This window comes from Dethiobacter alkaliphilus AHT 1 (assembly GCF_000174415.1).
GTDB lineage: Bacteria > Bacillota > Dethiobacteria > Dethiobacterales > Dethiobacteraceae > Dethiobacter > Dethiobacter alkaliphilus.
This window is the reverse complement of sequence record NZ_ACJM01000011.1, coordinates 67,280-82,312: the sequence shown is the minus strand read 5'-3', so window position 1 is coordinate 82,312 and position 15,033 is coordinate 67,280. Positions and strand designations below refer to the sequence as shown.

13 protein-coding genes are annotated in these 15,033 nt (G+C 50.5%); 4 read left to right on the top strand and 9 right to left on the bottom strand.

All coding sequences use genetic code 11. The features are described 5' to 3' along the window. Positions 1-32: 32 nt before the first annotated feature. From DEALDRAFT_RS11025 to DEALDRAFT_RS11005, 5 genes are all read right to left on the bottom strand, one after another. On the bottom strand, positions 33-758 hold the full coding sequence (locus DEALDRAFT_RS11025; protein WP_008517450.1) for a SagB/ThcOx family dehydrogenase: 726 nt from the start codon (positions 756-758) through the stop codon (positions 33-35). 24 nt (positions 759-782) lie between these two features. Next, positions 783-2,483: a M3 family oligoendopeptidase gene (locus DEALDRAFT_RS11020; protein WP_008517448.1), complete on the bottom strand. Its 1,701-nt coding sequence runs from the start codon at positions 2,481-2,483 to the stop codon at positions 783-785. Positions 2,484-2,563: 80 nt separating this feature from the next. Continuing rightward, positions 2,564-4,054 carry a threonine synthase gene (gene thrC, locus DEALDRAFT_RS11015; protein WP_008517447.1) on the bottom strand — a complete coding sequence of 497 codons (1,491 nt, stop codon included), beginning with the start codon at positions 4,052-4,054 and terminating at the stop codon, positions 2,564-2,566. Positions 4,055-4,057: 3 nt separating this feature from the next. Beyond that, on the bottom strand, positions 4,058-5,281 hold the full coding sequence (locus DEALDRAFT_RS11010) for a cofactor-independent phosphoglycerate mutase (protein WP_008517444.1): 1,224 nt from the start codon (positions 5,279-5,281) through the stop codon (positions 4,058-4,060). Positions 5,282-5,480: 199 nt separating this feature from the next. Further along, entirely contained in the window at positions 5,481-6,017 is a 537-nt protein-coding gene (locus DEALDRAFT_RS11005) for a bZIP transcription factor (RefSeq protein ID WP_008517442.1), read from the bottom strand. A gap of 136 nt (positions 6,018-6,153) precedes the next feature. Between DEALDRAFT_RS11005 and DEALDRAFT_RS11000 the strand changes: the two genes are divergently transcribed. After that, positions 6,154-7,854 carry an ABC-ATPase domain-containing protein gene (locus tag DEALDRAFT_RS11000; RefSeq protein ID WP_008517440.1) on the top strand — a complete coding sequence of 567 codons (1,701 nt, stop codon included), beginning with the start codon at positions 6,154-6,156 and terminating at the stop codon, positions 7,852-7,854. 184 nt (positions 7,855-8,038) lie between these two features. On the opposite strand, the gene DEALDRAFT_RS10995 is transcribed toward DEALDRAFT_RS11000, so the two are convergent. Both DEALDRAFT_RS10995 and DEALDRAFT_RS10990 read right to left on the bottom strand, forming a co-directional pair. Continuing rightward, positions 8,039-9,424, bottom strand: coding sequence for an NAD(P)/FAD-dependent oxidoreductase (locus DEALDRAFT_RS10995; protein WP_008517438.1), 1,386 nt, complete (start codon positions 9,422-9,424; stop codon positions 8,039-8,041). Positions 9,425-9,682: 258 nt separating this feature from the next. Then, entirely contained in the window at positions 9,683-9,880 is a 198-nt protein-coding gene (locus tag DEALDRAFT_RS10990; RefSeq protein WP_008517436.1) for a cold shock domain-containing protein, read from the bottom strand. A 255-nt stretch (positions 9,881-10,135) separates the two neighbouring features. Here DEALDRAFT_RS10990 and DEALDRAFT_RS10985 point away from each other — a divergent pair, with 255 nt between their 5' ends. Beyond that, on the top strand, positions 10,136-10,960 hold the full coding sequence (locus DEALDRAFT_RS10985) for a nitrilase-related carbon-nitrogen hydrolase (RefSeq protein WP_276324451.1): 825 nt from the start codon (positions 10,136-10,138) through the stop codon (positions 10,958-10,960). 39 nt (positions 10,961-10,999) lie between these two features. On the opposite strand, the gene glnA is transcribed toward DEALDRAFT_RS10985, so the two are convergent. After that, positions 11,000-12,331 (bottom strand): type I glutamate--ammonia ligase, encoded by a 1,332-nt coding sequence (glnA, locus tag DEALDRAFT_RS10980; protein WP_040378946.1) that lies wholly within the window; start codon positions 12,329-12,331, stop codon positions 11,000-11,002. Positions 12,332-12,687: 356 nt separating this feature from the next. After that, a complete protein-coding gene (locus DEALDRAFT_RS10975; RefSeq protein ID WP_008517429.1) occupies positions 12,688-12,888 on the bottom strand; it encodes a cold shock domain-containing protein in 201 nt (66 codons plus the stop codon). A 229-nt stretch (positions 12,889-13,117) separates the two neighbouring features. On the opposite strand from DEALDRAFT_RS10975, the gene DEALDRAFT_RS10970 reads away from it, so the two are divergent. Both DEALDRAFT_RS10970 and ilvA read left to right on the top strand, forming a co-directional pair. Next, complete coding sequence (locus tag DEALDRAFT_RS10970) at positions 13,118-13,681, top strand: 4Fe-4S binding protein (RefSeq protein WP_008517427.1); 564 nt, start codon at positions 13,118-13,120, stop codon at positions 13,679-13,681. 129 nt (positions 13,682-13,810) lie between these two features. After that, complete coding sequence (gene ilvA, locus DEALDRAFT_RS10965) at positions 13,811-15,013, top strand: threonine ammonia-lyase (RefSeq protein ID WP_008517425.1); 1,203 nt, start codon at positions 13,811-13,813, stop codon at positions 15,011-15,013. Positions 15,014-15,033 lie beyond the last annotated feature (20 nt).

The following is a 15,033-nucleotide window of genomic DNA, read 5'->3' as shown; positions in this document are numbered from 1 at the left end:
CTTTCACTTCCTTTGTTATGGTTCTTGTAAACTTAGCCGGCGGGAATACCTACCGCCGTCAGATAAATAGCTGTTTCATCCTGGCCGTCCAACCCCAGCAGGTCGTTAACCTCCTGATCGAAAAAAGCGGCAATCTGGCAGGATCCCAGGCCCAGGGAGACCGCTGCCAAAGCCACATTCTGTGCACTGTGGCCGGCGTCCATATAGATATAGCGGTAAGCCCGCTGGCTGTACTTCCTTTTGGCGCGGGCCGCTATCATGCTCCAAATCAGTGTGCATGATGCCTGCTGCACCATTTTCTGGCCCAGGGCGGCGTGGGTCAGCGCCGGGCCAAAGTCACCGCTGGTTACCTCTGTCAGACGGTGCCCGGGAACTTCATAATGGTAAATGCCCTTGGCCAGGCCATCCACTTTGTTTGCCAGGACGTAGGTTTCCAGGGGGTATAACGCTCCGGCAGAGGGTACGGTGCGAAACAGGTGCCGGCCGGTATTTAGCGTAACGCCCTGGGCGGCCCAGAGAATTTGCCCCAGACTGGCCAGAGTAACCTCTTCCTGCTGATAGCGCCGCACAGAGCGGCGTTTGCTGCATAATGTAAACAACGGCTTACCGCCTTCCCGCATTGGCTCGGGCAAAGTGATGCGGGGATGGTCCGCCGGATATTCTTTATATGGCGGCATAACCTTTTCATTAGCGGCCATTGCCGGTGATGAGTCTCGAAAATACTTGGTCTGGTTTTGGAATTCATCACCAATCCTCACAAAAACGCCCTCCTTTTAGCAAAGTTATAGTTTGGTGTCATCCACATTTTCAATCCAGGCTTTTACAGCGGCGGTGACCGATGCCACACAGCCCGGCTCAAATGGTGAGACCAGATTGGCTTTCTCTAAAAGCCCGGTGAAGGGCAAGCTACCACCGGCGCGGCAGAAGGCCAGGTAATCGGTCCAGGCTGCCTGCCGGTCTTCATTGGCACGCTGCCAAAGCTGGAAAACGCTGACCTGTGCCAGAACGTAATCAATGTAATAAAAAGGAACTTCAAACAGATGCCCTTGCTGAAACCAGAAACCCCCTTCTTCCAAAAACGGCTGACCCGCATAATCACGGTGCGGCAGGTATTTTTTCTCCAGCCGGCGCCAGAGTTCCCGCCTTTCTGTGGGGCTAAATTGGGGGTTGGTGTATATTTCATGCTGAAACTCATCCACCAATGTGCCGTAAGAGAGAAACAGCAGGGACTCACTGAGGTGAGAGTAGCGGTATTTATCCGCTTTAGCGCCAAAAAAGTTATCCATCCAGGGCCAGGCAAAAAACTCCATGCCCATGGAGGGGATTTCCGCCGCTTCCATGGTGGCAAAGTAGTACTCGGGTACATTTAAGTCGCGGCACAGCCATACCTGAAAGGCATGACCTGCTTCATGGGTCAGAACATCTATATCGCCGGATGTGCCGTTAAAGTTGGCAAAGATGAAGGGTGCACGGAACTTGGCCAGATAGTCGCAATAGCCCCCCGCCGCCTTGCCTTTGCGGCTGGTTAAATCCATCAGGCTGCGGGATGTCATCTCCCGGTAAAATTCGCCGGTTTCCGCTGAAAGTGAGGTATACATTTCCTGGCCGGCGTCCATGATTTCCTGCGGATTTCCCGTTGGTGTGGCGTTTCCATGGGGGTAAAAGACTTTTTCGTCATAATAGAGCAGATTATCCAGGCCTAAGCGCTGCCGCTGTTTTTCCCGCAGGCGGGAAGCCAGGGGCACCACACTCTCGACAACCTGGCGGCGAAATGAGGCCACCATTTTGGCGTCATAATCGGCACGGTTCATCCGCAGATAACCCAGAGTCACAAAGTCGTCAAAGCCCAGCTTACCGGCAATCTTTGTCCGCAGCTGCACCAGTTGGTCATAAATTTGGTCAAACTCTTCACGATGCTGGGCAAAGAACGCGTAGCGCGCTTCGTAGGCCGCTTTGCGGGTCCGGCGGTCTGTATCCTGTTGGAAGGGAACCATTTGTTCCAGGTTTCGCTCCTGACCGTCAAAGGGGATGCTGGCGGAGGCCAGTAAGCGTTTGTAGCGGCTGGCAAGCTTGTTTTCCTGCTGCAGATCTTCTATCACTTCGGGAGAAAAGGTTTTCAGGGTCATTTCAGCGATGCGAAACAGCTGCTCACCCCAGGTTTGTGCCAGTTCACGGCGAAAGGGAGAGGCAGTCAATGAGCGATAATAGTTGTGGACCAGTTCCTGAAAAAAGGGTTCCGTTTCATCAAAATAATCCTGTTCCGCCTGATAGAAGGGGTCTTTTGTGTCCATGGTATGGCGGATACGGGCCAGAGAAGCCATGGACTCAAATTCCTGGCGCAGCAGGTTAATCCGTCGCAGGGCATCTTCCTGGCCTTGGGGCGAATCGGCCCGGTCAAACTCCCCCAGCAGCTTTTGCCAGGCAGTTCGGACCTGGCTGATGTCGGGGCGCTGATATGTAAACTGACTGAACTTGTCGTGCATCTGTGGGCTCCTTTCTTCCTTATTGCCAAGATGTATATAATGCCATACAGGCCCCTACCGCAACCGGAAGGGGCCTCCTGTTATATGCCGAGAATATTTTCCACAATTGCGCGCATTTCATCTTTTTGGCAAACCCGCTTATGCTGCACCGGTTTGGTTTGCAAATCCTTTATGGCCTGGGGGATGGGGCCTGCACTTAACTTGTCCACCTCTTTAAAGAGGGCAAAATCATCGTAGTCGGCGAATTTGGCATCAATGGCCGTTAAGACATCTTTGCTGAACTTGTAGGGGCTGGCGGTGGATACCACCACGGTAGGGGTTTGATCGTCCGCTTCCCCGCGGTATTTCTGCCAGACAGAATACGCCACCGCGGTATGGGGATCCATCAGATAATCCGATGATTCCAAAACCTGGCGGATGGCCTGAGCTGTCTCCTCCTCTGTGGCATAGCCGCCCACAAAGTCGGTGAGGCTCTTTTGCATGTTTTCAGGCAGTCTGTATTGCCCGGTGTCGGCCAGATTGGCCATCAGGTCGGAAACAATGCCGGGGGATTGGCCGCTGATGTGATAGAGCAGCCTTTCTAAGTTACTGGAAATCAGGATGTCCATGGAGGGAGACATGGTAACGAAGAACTCCCGCTTACGATCATAGGTTCCACTGGAGAAAAAGTCAAAAAGAACTTTGTTTTTATTGGACGCGCAGATTAGCTTGCCGATGGGCAGGCCCATCTGTTTGGCGTAATGGCCGGCCAGAATATTGCCGAAGTTTCCGGTGGGCACACTAAAGTTTATCTCCTCACCGGATTTTATCTCTCCCCGGGACACCAACGTGAGATAAGCATGAAAATAATAGACAACCTGTGGAACCAGGCGGCCGATATTAATGGAGTTGGCAGAGGAGAAGGCAAAGCCGTTTTTGTCCATGGCCGATAACAGTTTTTTATCGGTAAACATGGCTTTTACACCGCTTTGGGCATCGTCGAAGTTACCCTCAATTCCCACCACATATGTATTCTCTCCTGTTTGGGTAACCATCTGCTTTTTTTGCACCTGGCTTACGCCATGCTCCGGGAAAAAGACGATAATGCGGGTACCGTCCACGCCGGCAAACCCCTCCAAGGCAGCTTTGCCTGTGTCACCGGAGGTGGCGGTGAGAATTACCACTTCTTTGCCCAAGCCGGCTTTCTTTACCGCAATCTGCAACAAGTGGGGCAGTATGGACAGAGCCATATCTTTAAAAGCCAGGGTGGGGCCGTGGAACAATTCGAGAAAATGAACGCCGGCCTGCTTTTGAAGCGGTGCGATTTCAGGAGTGGTGAATTTTTCATCATAGGCGCGGCCGATGGCCCGTCGCAATTCCTCTTCGCTGTAATCGGTGAGATATAGACGCAAAATCTCATAAGCCAGCTGGTGGTAGTTAAGCTCTGCTAACCGGTCCAGCGACAAATCAATTTGCGGAACAGATTGCGGGACATACAGGCCGCCATCGGCGGCTATGCCCTGCAGGATAGCTTCCGAGGCTGTGACCGGGTTTCCGCCTCCGCGGGTACTGTGATATAAAAGTTGTGTCATTTATTAACCCTCCTGCCCGCTGCCAAGAAATATATCCATCAGGGTATACCCTTCCCCAATATAATTGCCGGCATCCGCGGCACTTGCTTCATCGTAGCTTTGCTGCAGCGGCTCTTTTTTAGCACCCGGGTCATAAATAATAAAGGGCACCGGATCTGTGGTGTGTGTACGCAGGGAAAGCGGCGTGGCGTGGTCGGGCAGTACCATGATTTTATAGGGTTCTCCCAGCTCTTGCAGCCCCGCCACCAGGGGTTTGACCACCAGTTCGTCAATAAGCTCAATGGCTTTAACCTTATTTTCCACTTCCTGGCGGTGGCCGCATTCATCCGGCGCTTCAATATGAATATAGACAAAGTCAAGTCCGTCCCGCAGGGCTGCCAGGGCAGCATCGGCTTTGCCGCGGAAATTGGTCTGCAGGTTTCCGGTGGCGCCTTCCACGTGCAGAGGGGTAAGCCCCGCGCAGGCACCCAGTCCTTTTATCAGATCCACAGCGGAAATTACTCCGCCGCGAATTTTGTATTTATCGTAAAAAGCAGGTAAATCCGGTTTTTTTCCTTCACCCCAGATCCAGGCCGAATTGGCAGGGCGCAACCCGCGCGCTATCCGTTTTTTGTTTACCGGGTGGTTATCCAGTATAGCGGCACTTTTTTTCATCATGGCCTCCACAACCTCAGCCCGGGCACCGCCTGGGAGATGTTGGCCTACCGCCTGTCCCAGGATATCGTGGGGCGGCGTGAGGTGCCAGTCCAGGGGAGCGTTATGCCAAACCATCAGGTGACGGTAACTGACCCCGGGGAAAAAACGGATTTCATCTGTGGACAGCTGTTTGCTCAAATCTTCTATTAGAATCCGCGCTTCTTCGGAGGAAATTTCATCTGCGCTGTGATCAACCATCACTCGTTGTTCATATGTATCATGGTCTGACAGAGTAACCAGGTTGCAGCGAAAAGTCACATCTTCTTCAGCCAGCTCCACGTTCATGCTAATGGCTTCAAAAGGTGAGCGTCCGCTATAATATTTACGGGGATCATACCCCAATACCGCCAAATTGGCCGTGTCACTGCCGGGGGCCATATCGTCGGGCACCGTTTTAACCAGGCCCAGCAAACCCTCTCTGGCCAAGGCATCAATATTGGGCTTCTTTGCGGCCTGTAACGGAGTTTTACCCCCCAATTGCTCCACCGGATAATCTGCCATACCGTCTCCAAGTACTACTACATACTTCACGCAAGCCTCTCCCCTTTTTCAATGCTAGCAAAACTACCCATGGTAAACTTATACCATAGTTTAGTACGAAACGCTAGGAAAATCGGTGAAAACATTCCCGATATGCGGCTAAAGGAGTTTCCCAGGCAACGCACGAAGAAGGAGACAGAGAAAAATAATTGTGCGCGCAGTGCAGGTGCACTGCGCGCAGGTTATTTCATTACTGCAGCCAGAAAGATTCTCCCTCCAGCAGGCCCGAATTGTATAACCCATTAAATTCATCCAGTACACTACTGTAGAGTTCGTCACCTTTAAAGAACAGATACAGACCGGTGGGGTCATCTTCATAGGCCATAAAAATCCAGATTTCCCGGCTGGCTTCCTCCACCACCGCGATGCTGCGAATTAAAAACGGAGGCTCACCTAAAAGCTCCCGTACCTCAGCGGTAGAGTAACCTTCCAGAGTGGTTGTGTCATACTCGGGGAAGTATTGCTCCCAACCGGAGTGGGGAAAACGGTTGATTTCCAGCTCATAGGTATCACCGTTTGGCTCTGTGCCCAGCTGTGCTTCCAGGGAAGCCACTGTGTTTTGCAGCTCCTCATTTTCCAGGCGCAGAGCTTCATTATCCGCCTCCAGCTCACTGATGCGGGCTTGTAACTCAGAGGTATCTTCACCGTTTGTGCCGCACCCGCTCAAGGCCAAAAGCAAAACCAACAAGGCGATTCCCACCACATAATGCTTTGCCGACCACTTCATTTTTTTCGCCCCCATACTTTTTATCTAATGCATCTACTATTATATCATACGCAATGCGAAGTATTATTACATAGTTATAAAGCAATTTTTACCTCTGTTGGGTAAAGTAAAATAAAGGCGATTGGAGGTTTTATAAATGAACATGGAAACGGTCTTGCAAAGAATTGACGGTAAGGGCTACAAAGCCTATCAGGACTTGGTGGGCACATATACTTTTGAGCAGTTTACTCTGCATATTGACTATGTGCAGCCCGACCCCTTTGCCAATCCTTCCAGGATGCGAGTGATTATCCCCCGCTGTGCGGCTAATATTCTGCCGGAATGGACCGATTCAGCTGTGCGGCGTACAGCACTGACCGACTTTCTGGCGCGGCAGGTGGCTGCTGCTCTGGCAGGGCGTAGAAGCAAAGGCGGCGGTTCCGGCAAAAGCGGACTTTTGGAAATTGATGCACCCGGACAGGAGGTACTGCTGCGCACGGCGGTGGCCATAGATGAAGAAAGCATTGACATCAGGCTCTCCGCCGGCCTTCCCGCCGCCGGCCGGCGTATTCTTGCCCGCCAGGCCCAAAGAATGCTGGGCGACGACCTTCCTGCCGTAATCAGGCAGTCGGTGGGCAACCTAAACCCCCGCCTGGTGGAGGAGCATCTGCAGCTGGCGGAGAATCAGCAGGCCATCCGTGAGCACCTCAGGGATCACGGCCTAATCTGTTTTGTTAACAACGGCGCCATCCTGCCCCGGGTAAGCGGCGTCAGCAACCGACCCTTGCCGGCAGACAGGGCCGTTTTATTCAAATCTCCGCCGGAAATGGAAGTCACCATTTCTCTGCCCCATGGGCAGCCGCTTTGCGGTATGGGCATTAAAGCCGGCATTACCCTCATCGCCGGTGGGGGCTACCATGGCAAAAGCACGCTATTAGCTGCCATTGAACGGGGAGTCTATAATCATGTGGCCGGTGACGGACGTGAATATGTCATCTCCGATGAAACCGCCTGTAAAATCCGGGCCGAAGACGGCCGGCGGGTGGAAAAAGTTAATATTTCCCCCTTTATCGCCAATCTGCCGCTGGGAAAAGACACCACGGAGTTTAGCAGCGAAGATGCCAGCGGCAGCACGTCGCAGGCAGCAAACATTATGGAAATGCTGGAAGCAGGCAGCCGGGTCCTGTTGATGGACGAAGATACCAGCGCCACAAACTTTCTGATCCGGGACGCCCGTATGCAGTCCCTGGTAGCCAAAGACAAGGAGCCTATTACCCCGTTTATCGATAAAGTCCGCCTGTTGTATGAGCAAAAAGGAGTTTCCACCATCATGGTGCTGGGCGGCTCCGGCGATTACTTTGACGTGGCAGACCGGGTAATCATGATGGACGAATACCGGCCGCTGGACGTAACGGACCAGGCACAAAAAGTGGCGGCCCAAATTCCCTGCCGCCGCAACGCTGAAGGCGGTTCTGACTTTGGCGAGGTCACCGCCCGCATTCCCGCAAAGCACAGCTTTCAACCACGGCGCGGTAACAAAGAGAAGGTGGAAGCCAAAGGGCTGCACACCATCCTTTACGGCACCGCCCGCTCCGAGCTGGCCTTTGTGGAACAGCTGGTGGATGCCAGCCAAACCCGCTCTATTGCCCGGGCATTGAAAACACTGGCAGAACGGCTGGCCGATGACCAGACACCTTTGTCCACATTGTTGGACAACCTATATGCCGTCATTGAGCAGGACGGCCTGGAAGCCATTTCTCCTTACCGGGGAAAGCACCCCGGCGATTTGGCCCTTCCCCGGCGCTTTGAGGTGGCAGCCGCCATCAACAGGCTACAATCCCTTAAGATAAAAGCATAAATCGTGGACAGGGGGACCCTCTGCGAGGACAGGCAGGTTTTTTTGTCCACAAAGCCTACGGTATACCTTTCCACCTTTGCCCCTGCAAAAGCGATATAATGTCTTGCAGCACAAAGTGCCAAAAAGGGACGGACCCTAAATTGCAGTACGCAATCAGTGGTCCGTCCCTGAAGAGTCAGCTTGGTTACGCTTTTTTTGCGATACGCCGGCCGATAACACGGGCCACGTGGACACCGCTGGCGCTGGCCTGGGAGAGGCCGCGGGTAATACCGGCTCCGTCGCCGATGGCAAACATATTGGGGATGTCGGTTTCCAACTGGCCTGAGAGTTTTAAGCGAGAACTGTAAAACTTTACCTCCACGCCATAAAGGAGGGTATCATTATTGGCCATGCCCGGAGCAATTTTGTCCAGGGCATAAATCATTTCAATAATGTTATCCAGGTGCCGCTTAGGCAAAACCAGGCTCAAATCTCCCGGCGTGGCCTCCAAAGTGGGTGTAATAAAACTTTGGCCCAGGCGATGTTCGTTGGTCCTGCGGCCGCGGATTAAATCACCGAAGCGCTGCACCAGTACTCCACCGCCCAGCATATTGGAAAAGGAAGCAATACTTTTGCCGTACTGCAGCGGCGCGTTGAAGGGCTCGGTAAAGCGGTTGCTTACCAACAGGGCAAAGTTGGTGTTGTTGCTGTGCAGCTTCTCATCCCGGTAGCTGTGTCCGTTGACGGTAACAATGCCGTCGGTGTTTTCCGCCACCACATAACCCTTGGGATTCATGCAGAAGGTGCGCACCAAATCTCCGTACTGTTTGGTCCGGTACACCAGCTTTGCTTCGTATACTTCGTCGGTGATGTGCTCAAACACTTCCGCCGGAATTTCCACCCGTACTCCCACATCCACCTGGTTATTGTAGAGCTTAAGTTTTAACTTTTTACACTGTCCGGCAAACCATTCCGAGCCGGCGCGGCCAGGGGCGGCAATCAGGTAATTACAGGTAACAGGATGATCAATTCCACCCACATTCAGGGCAAAATGATTATTATCAGGAATGATCTCCTCTACCCGGGAATTAAAAAACAAATCGCAATTGCTCTGCAGAATGTCATAGAGCTTTTCCAGGATTTTTAAATTGTTTTCCGTCCCCAAATGGCGGACTTTGGCCCGCAAAAGATGGATGTCATGGGCGATGGCCTTTCGGCCCACCGTACTGTTTTCGGTACTGAACAGTTCATTGGGCGCGCCCAGTTCCAGATTTATGGCATCCACATGGGCTATCAGTTTCATTACTTCTTCTTCGCTCATATAATCATTGAGCCAACCGCCAAACTCGGTGGTGAAATTATATTTGCCGTCGGAAAAGGCGCCGGCGCCACCAAAGCCCCGCATCACATCGCAGGGAGTGCACTTAATACAGTCAGGCACCTTCTTCTGTGCAATGGGACACTTGCGGGTATGGATATCGTTTCCTTCTTCAAAGATGGCTACTTTCACATTGTTGTTTTGCTTAACCAGTTCGTACGCGGCAAAGATTGCGGCAGGTCCGCCGCCGATAATTCCCACATCATATAGCATTCTGCATCCCCCCACTTGTTTTGGGCAAACCACCTGCTATTATACTTAATATACACTTCTTTTGTCCAGAATAAATTCCTTCCAAATGAACAAAGGACAGGTTAAGGCCTCCACTATATCATCAATTTCCAAAAAACGTCTCTTTTTGTGGACAGAATAACCTGCCTGTCCTCGCAGAGGGTCCCTCTGTCCACAAATTGTGCATGAAAAAAGCATTTCCGCTTAGCGGAAATGCTTTTTGCTGACATTTTGTTTAATTTATATACGCACAACGTTAGCCGCTTGCGGGCCACGGTTGCCTTCTACAACATCAAACTCAACATCCTGTCCTTCTTCCAGTGTTTTGAAACCTTCTGCCTGGATGGCGGAGAAATGTACGAATACATCTTCACCGTCGGGTCTTTCGATAAAACCAAAACCTTTTTCTGCGTTAAACCATTTTACTTTACCTTGCATATATTGCAGGCCTCCTAAAAATAAAGAATTTGAATCAAAAAGAAAAATAACGTCAAAACCATTGTTGCCCAAACTTGAGGCCTAGCGTTCGATCGTACTCTTCTTTTCAACACTATATAGAATGATACCATAAAAATTTTTGAAAAGCAAGTAAAACTTGTTAACTGCGGAAAATGATATGTTTCTGTACTTGAAGAAGAGTTGATAGTAAGATACCATAGAATGACGAGCAAATTTCGGTAAAGCTAGTAGGGGGTGATTCTTATTTTTCATGTGGCAGGGATTCAAATGACACCCATAATGAACAATATAGACGCAAACTTAAAGCGGGGCCAGATGTTTATCCGGCAGGCAGTACAGGAAGCGGAGTTGATTGTGCTGCCCGAACTGTGGACAACAGGTTATTATCTTTCCAAAAGCGCTTTTTTTGATTTGGCGGAAAAGGTGGACGAAAAAACGGTGCCCACCATGCAGGAAGAGGCGGCAAAGTCCGGAGCCACCATTATCTGCCCCTTTGTGGAAAAAAACGATGAAGACAAAATCTTTATTTCCACCGCCATTATTAACGGCAACGGCGATCTGCAGGGCATTGTGAGAAAAAGTCTGCTCTGGGGGCGTGAACAGCAAATCTTTAACCAGGGAGAAATCAACTACCCTGTGTTTGACACCGATGCGGGCAAAATCGGGGTCTTAATTTGCTATGAGATGGAGTTTCCGGAAACCAGCCGCCTGATTGCACTGGCGGGAGGAGAAATTATTGTCTGCCCTTCGGTATGGAGCGTGGCCGCTTCACACCGCTGGGACATTCAGCTGCCGGCACGGGCCCTTGACAATACCATTTATGTTTTTGGCGTTAACACGGTAGGTAACAACAGCTGCGGCAAAAGCAAACTGGTGAGCCCTTTGGGCGATATACTGGCGGAAGCATCGGATAAAAAAGAAGAAATCCTAATCCGTGCGGTGGATCGGGAAGCTCTGCAGTGGGCACGGGAAGAAGTACCCTATCTGGACGACTATCTGCAAAAGCTTACACCCGGAGGCTCAAACCTCTGCAAGCCCGGAGAAGATTCTCAATCTTAACAAGAAAAAGCTGCCTGTGAAGGCAGCTTTTTCTTGTCTTTAATATTTGCGCAGGTAGGTGTCCATTTCCCAGCGGTGGACCTGTTCTGCGTACTCATTCCATTCTTTGTACTTACCTTCCAGAAAGCGGTTGTAGCAGTGGCTGCCAATGGCTTCCTCCACCAGCGGGTCATTCTCCATTTCTTTTAGAGCCGCGTACAGATCCCTGGGCAGATAAGTTAAATCAAGGTCGGCACGCTGCTTTGCCGTCAGGCAATAGACATCCTCTTCCACGGAGGGAGGAGGTGTAATCTGGTTTTTAATGCCTTCCAGCCCTGCCTTTAACATAACCGAAAAAATCAGGTAGGGATTGGCCACCGGATCCGGGCTTCTCAGCTCCACGCGGGTGGCTTTGCCCCGACGGCCGGGAATCCTAATCAGAGTGCTACGGTTAGAGTTGGACCAGGCAATATTGATGGGAGCCTCATAACCGGGCCGCAGACGCTTATAGCTGTTGATAATGGGGTTGGCAATGGCCGTCATGCCTTTGGCATGCCTTAAGAGCCCTCCCACATAATACAGTGCTGTCTCACTTAACTCATAGTCGCCGTTGGGATCATGGAAAATATTCTCCCCGTTTTTAAACAGCGATTGATTGCAGTGCATGGCCGAGCCGTTTTCCCCGGCAAAGGGTTTGGGCATAAAGGTGGCATACAAACAATGGTTCTTGGCGATATTTTTAACCACATCACGGAATGTTACCCACTTATCGGCGGTCTTTAAAGCTTCATCGTACTTGAAATCAATTTCATGCTGACCGGGTGCCACTTCGTGGTGTGATGCTTCAATTCGAAAGCCCATCTGTTTCATGGTCAATACAATGTCTCGGCGCGCATCTTCCCCATAGTCAATGGGTGCCAGATCAAAGTATCCGGCCTTGTCGTGGATTTCCAGAGTCGGCCTGCCCTTATCATCGGTGTGAAAAAGGAAAAATTCTCCTTCGGGCCCCACATTGAACTCATACCCCATATCGGTGGCTTCGCGCAGAACCCGTTTAAAATTCCAGCGCGGGCAGCCTTCAAAGGGGGTACCGTCAGGGTTGTGGACATCGCAGATCATCCGGGCCACACCTTTTTCAGTGGGACGCCACGGCATTATCTGAAACGTATCGGGATCAGGCACCAGACATTTATCCGATTCATTGATACGGGCAAAGCCGTCAATGGATGATCCGTCAAACATCAGTTTGCCGTCCAGAGCCTCGTCCAACTCATCCGGTGTGATGTTCATGCTTTTTAAAACACCGAAAATGTCAATGAACTGCAGCCTGATAAATTCGATTCCCTTCTCTTCCACTTTGCGAAATACTTCTTTTCTCTTTGCTTCGGAAATGTTGGTCCTACTGCCTTCTTCAGAACTAATGGTTCTTCTCCTCCTTTAATAATAAAACCCATTTGTTTAAGTACTGTGTATATTACCAAGAATTCTTTACAGTACGAAAAAAACTTCCTGTAGATCCACAGAGAAGTTACATATATTGTATTATATTTATGTTCGAAAGTCGAATGTTTTAAACATTCCTCTGGCCTATTAAACTAACCATAGTCACTCTGAGAAGAAATATTCATGCAATTGTGTAATTTCCTTCTTTTTCTTCCCCAAATTCAGGCGTTTAGACGTATGTCGGTGTTCAGGGGCCAGCAAGGTAAAAGGACGCTCCGCGCAAAACGGAGCGTCCTTTACTCATACTAGGGAACAACTGTGACGTTGGCTGCCTGCAAACCACGGTTGCCTTCAACCACTTCAAATTCCACCGTCTGACCTTCCTCCAGAGTCTTAAAACCCTCACTCTGGATAGCGGAGAAGTGGACAAATACATCATCTCCATCGCTTCTCTCAATAAAGCCAAAACCTTTTTCTGCATTAAACCATTTTACTTTTCCTTGCACCTTACAGCCTCCTAATAATAATTTGGTCAAAAAGATGAATTACGCTAACCGTTTCTGCCTTATCAAGAGGCGAGTATATTTTGCGTACTCACTTTTTAACACAATCTAAACCTTATTCCATATTATGGCCCTTTTTTTTCGAATCATACGCGTCACCCTGAATATTCAGCAAAAAAATGATTAAAATACCGAAAACACATTCATTAGTGCACTTACAGGAGGAAATGTAATGCAACTTCAGTTGGCGCATTATATACGGCAAACGGCTTTAAGGAAAGGAGCCGTTTTAGTAGGTTTTACAAAAATCAGAAAAGTTGAGCCGGTGATATTATTGGCCTTTCCTTTTTCCGACACCTGGTTTTTAAGACAACCGGCAAAAATAACCAAACAGTTGGCTTCCACCTTAAAAGTAAGCCGCCATGTGCAGGGCGTTATAGCCGGTATTCTCCGCTCCCAGGGGTATCTGGCCCAACACAAAAGTATTTTATCGCTCTACGGTGATTTCCGGCCGCTGGCCGTTGCCGCAGGTCTTGGGGAATGGGGGAGAAACGGGATAATCACCAACAGAAAGCATGGTTCAGCCCTGCTGTTTGCCGCCACGTTTACCAACGCACCACTGCCGTCAGCCAAATCCCCTGCCATGGCCTCTCGGCACTGCAGCCATTGCGGGGAATGTATCCGGGCCTGTCCGGCGGATGCTTTTACTCCCTTTGGTTTTAGCGCTACCCGCTGCCTGGCTTATTCACTGAAAGGATGTGCCCAGTGCCTTCTGGTATGCTCCGGTAAAATGTGAATATTTTATAACGGCTTGTCATGCTCTCTTTTTTTACCGGACCGGGAAAGATATAATTAGCTTAATTCAGCGTTAATGTATAAGAGCTTCACCGGGATATAGACTGTAAATAGGAAGGGGGTCTTGGCCATGCTAACTCTTCAGCAGTTTGAGCAGGCAAAAAAACGCCTGGCCGGCATCAGCATTGAAACGCCTCTGCAACACAGCATGCCCTTTAGTAAAGAAACGGAAAACCAATCATATATCAAATTGGAAAACCTGCAGACCACCGGCTCTTTTAAGATTCGCGGCGCCTATAACAAGATCAGCAAGCTTACTCCGGAAGAAAAAAAGTCGGGCCTGATTGCCTCTTCTGCGGGCAACCATGCCCAGGGCGTAGCCTACGCTGCGCAAAAACTGGGCGTAAAAGCCACCATTGTGATGCCTAAGACCGCACCGCTGATTAAAGTGGAAGCCACCAGAGGCTATGGAGCAAAAGTCATTTTGTGCGGAGATGGCTATGATGATGCTTTTGCCGAAGCCAAACGGCTCATGGACCAAGAGAACCTGGTTTTTATCCACCCTTTTAACGACCTGGATGTCATCGAAGGGCAGGGCACCATTGCTCTGGAAGTGCTGGAAAAACTGCCGGATGCTCACTGCATCGTGGCCCCCATCGGCGGCGGCGGACTAATCTCCGGCATTGCCCTGGCGGCTAAAGCCATAAAACCAGACATTACCATCATCGGCGTGGAGCCCGACGGTGCTCAGGCCATGAAAATCTCGGTGGAAAATAAACGCCTTACACAGCTGGACGATGTGGATACCATTGCCGACGGTGTGGCGGTGAAAAACCCCGGAGAGATTACCTATCCCATTATCCGCGATTATGTGGACGAGATTGTCACCGTAACCGACTTTGATATTATGGATGCCTTTTTGTTGCTTTTGGATAAACATAAAGTGGTGGGCGAGAATGCCGGCGTGCTGTCGCTGGCGGCACTAAAGAAAATCAACCGGCCCAATCAAAAAATAGTCAGCATTGTCAGCGGCGGCAACATCGACGTTTTAACCATGTCGGCCATGATTAACCGCGGCCTGTTTTCGCGGGGACGCATCTTCTGCTTTTCCGTTGAACTCCCGGACCGACCGGGACAACTGCAAAAAATCGCTGAAATCCTGGCCCGCATGAACGCCAATGTGATAAAACTGGATCACAACCAGTTTAAAGCCTTTGACCGCTTCATGGATGTGGAGTTGGAGGTCACCGTGGAAACCAACGGCCACCGCCATGTCAAACGCATCGTAGAAGAGCTGAAAAAAGAGGGCTTTTCCGTCACTTCGGCCTGCTAACCAAAACCAGACACAGTTTC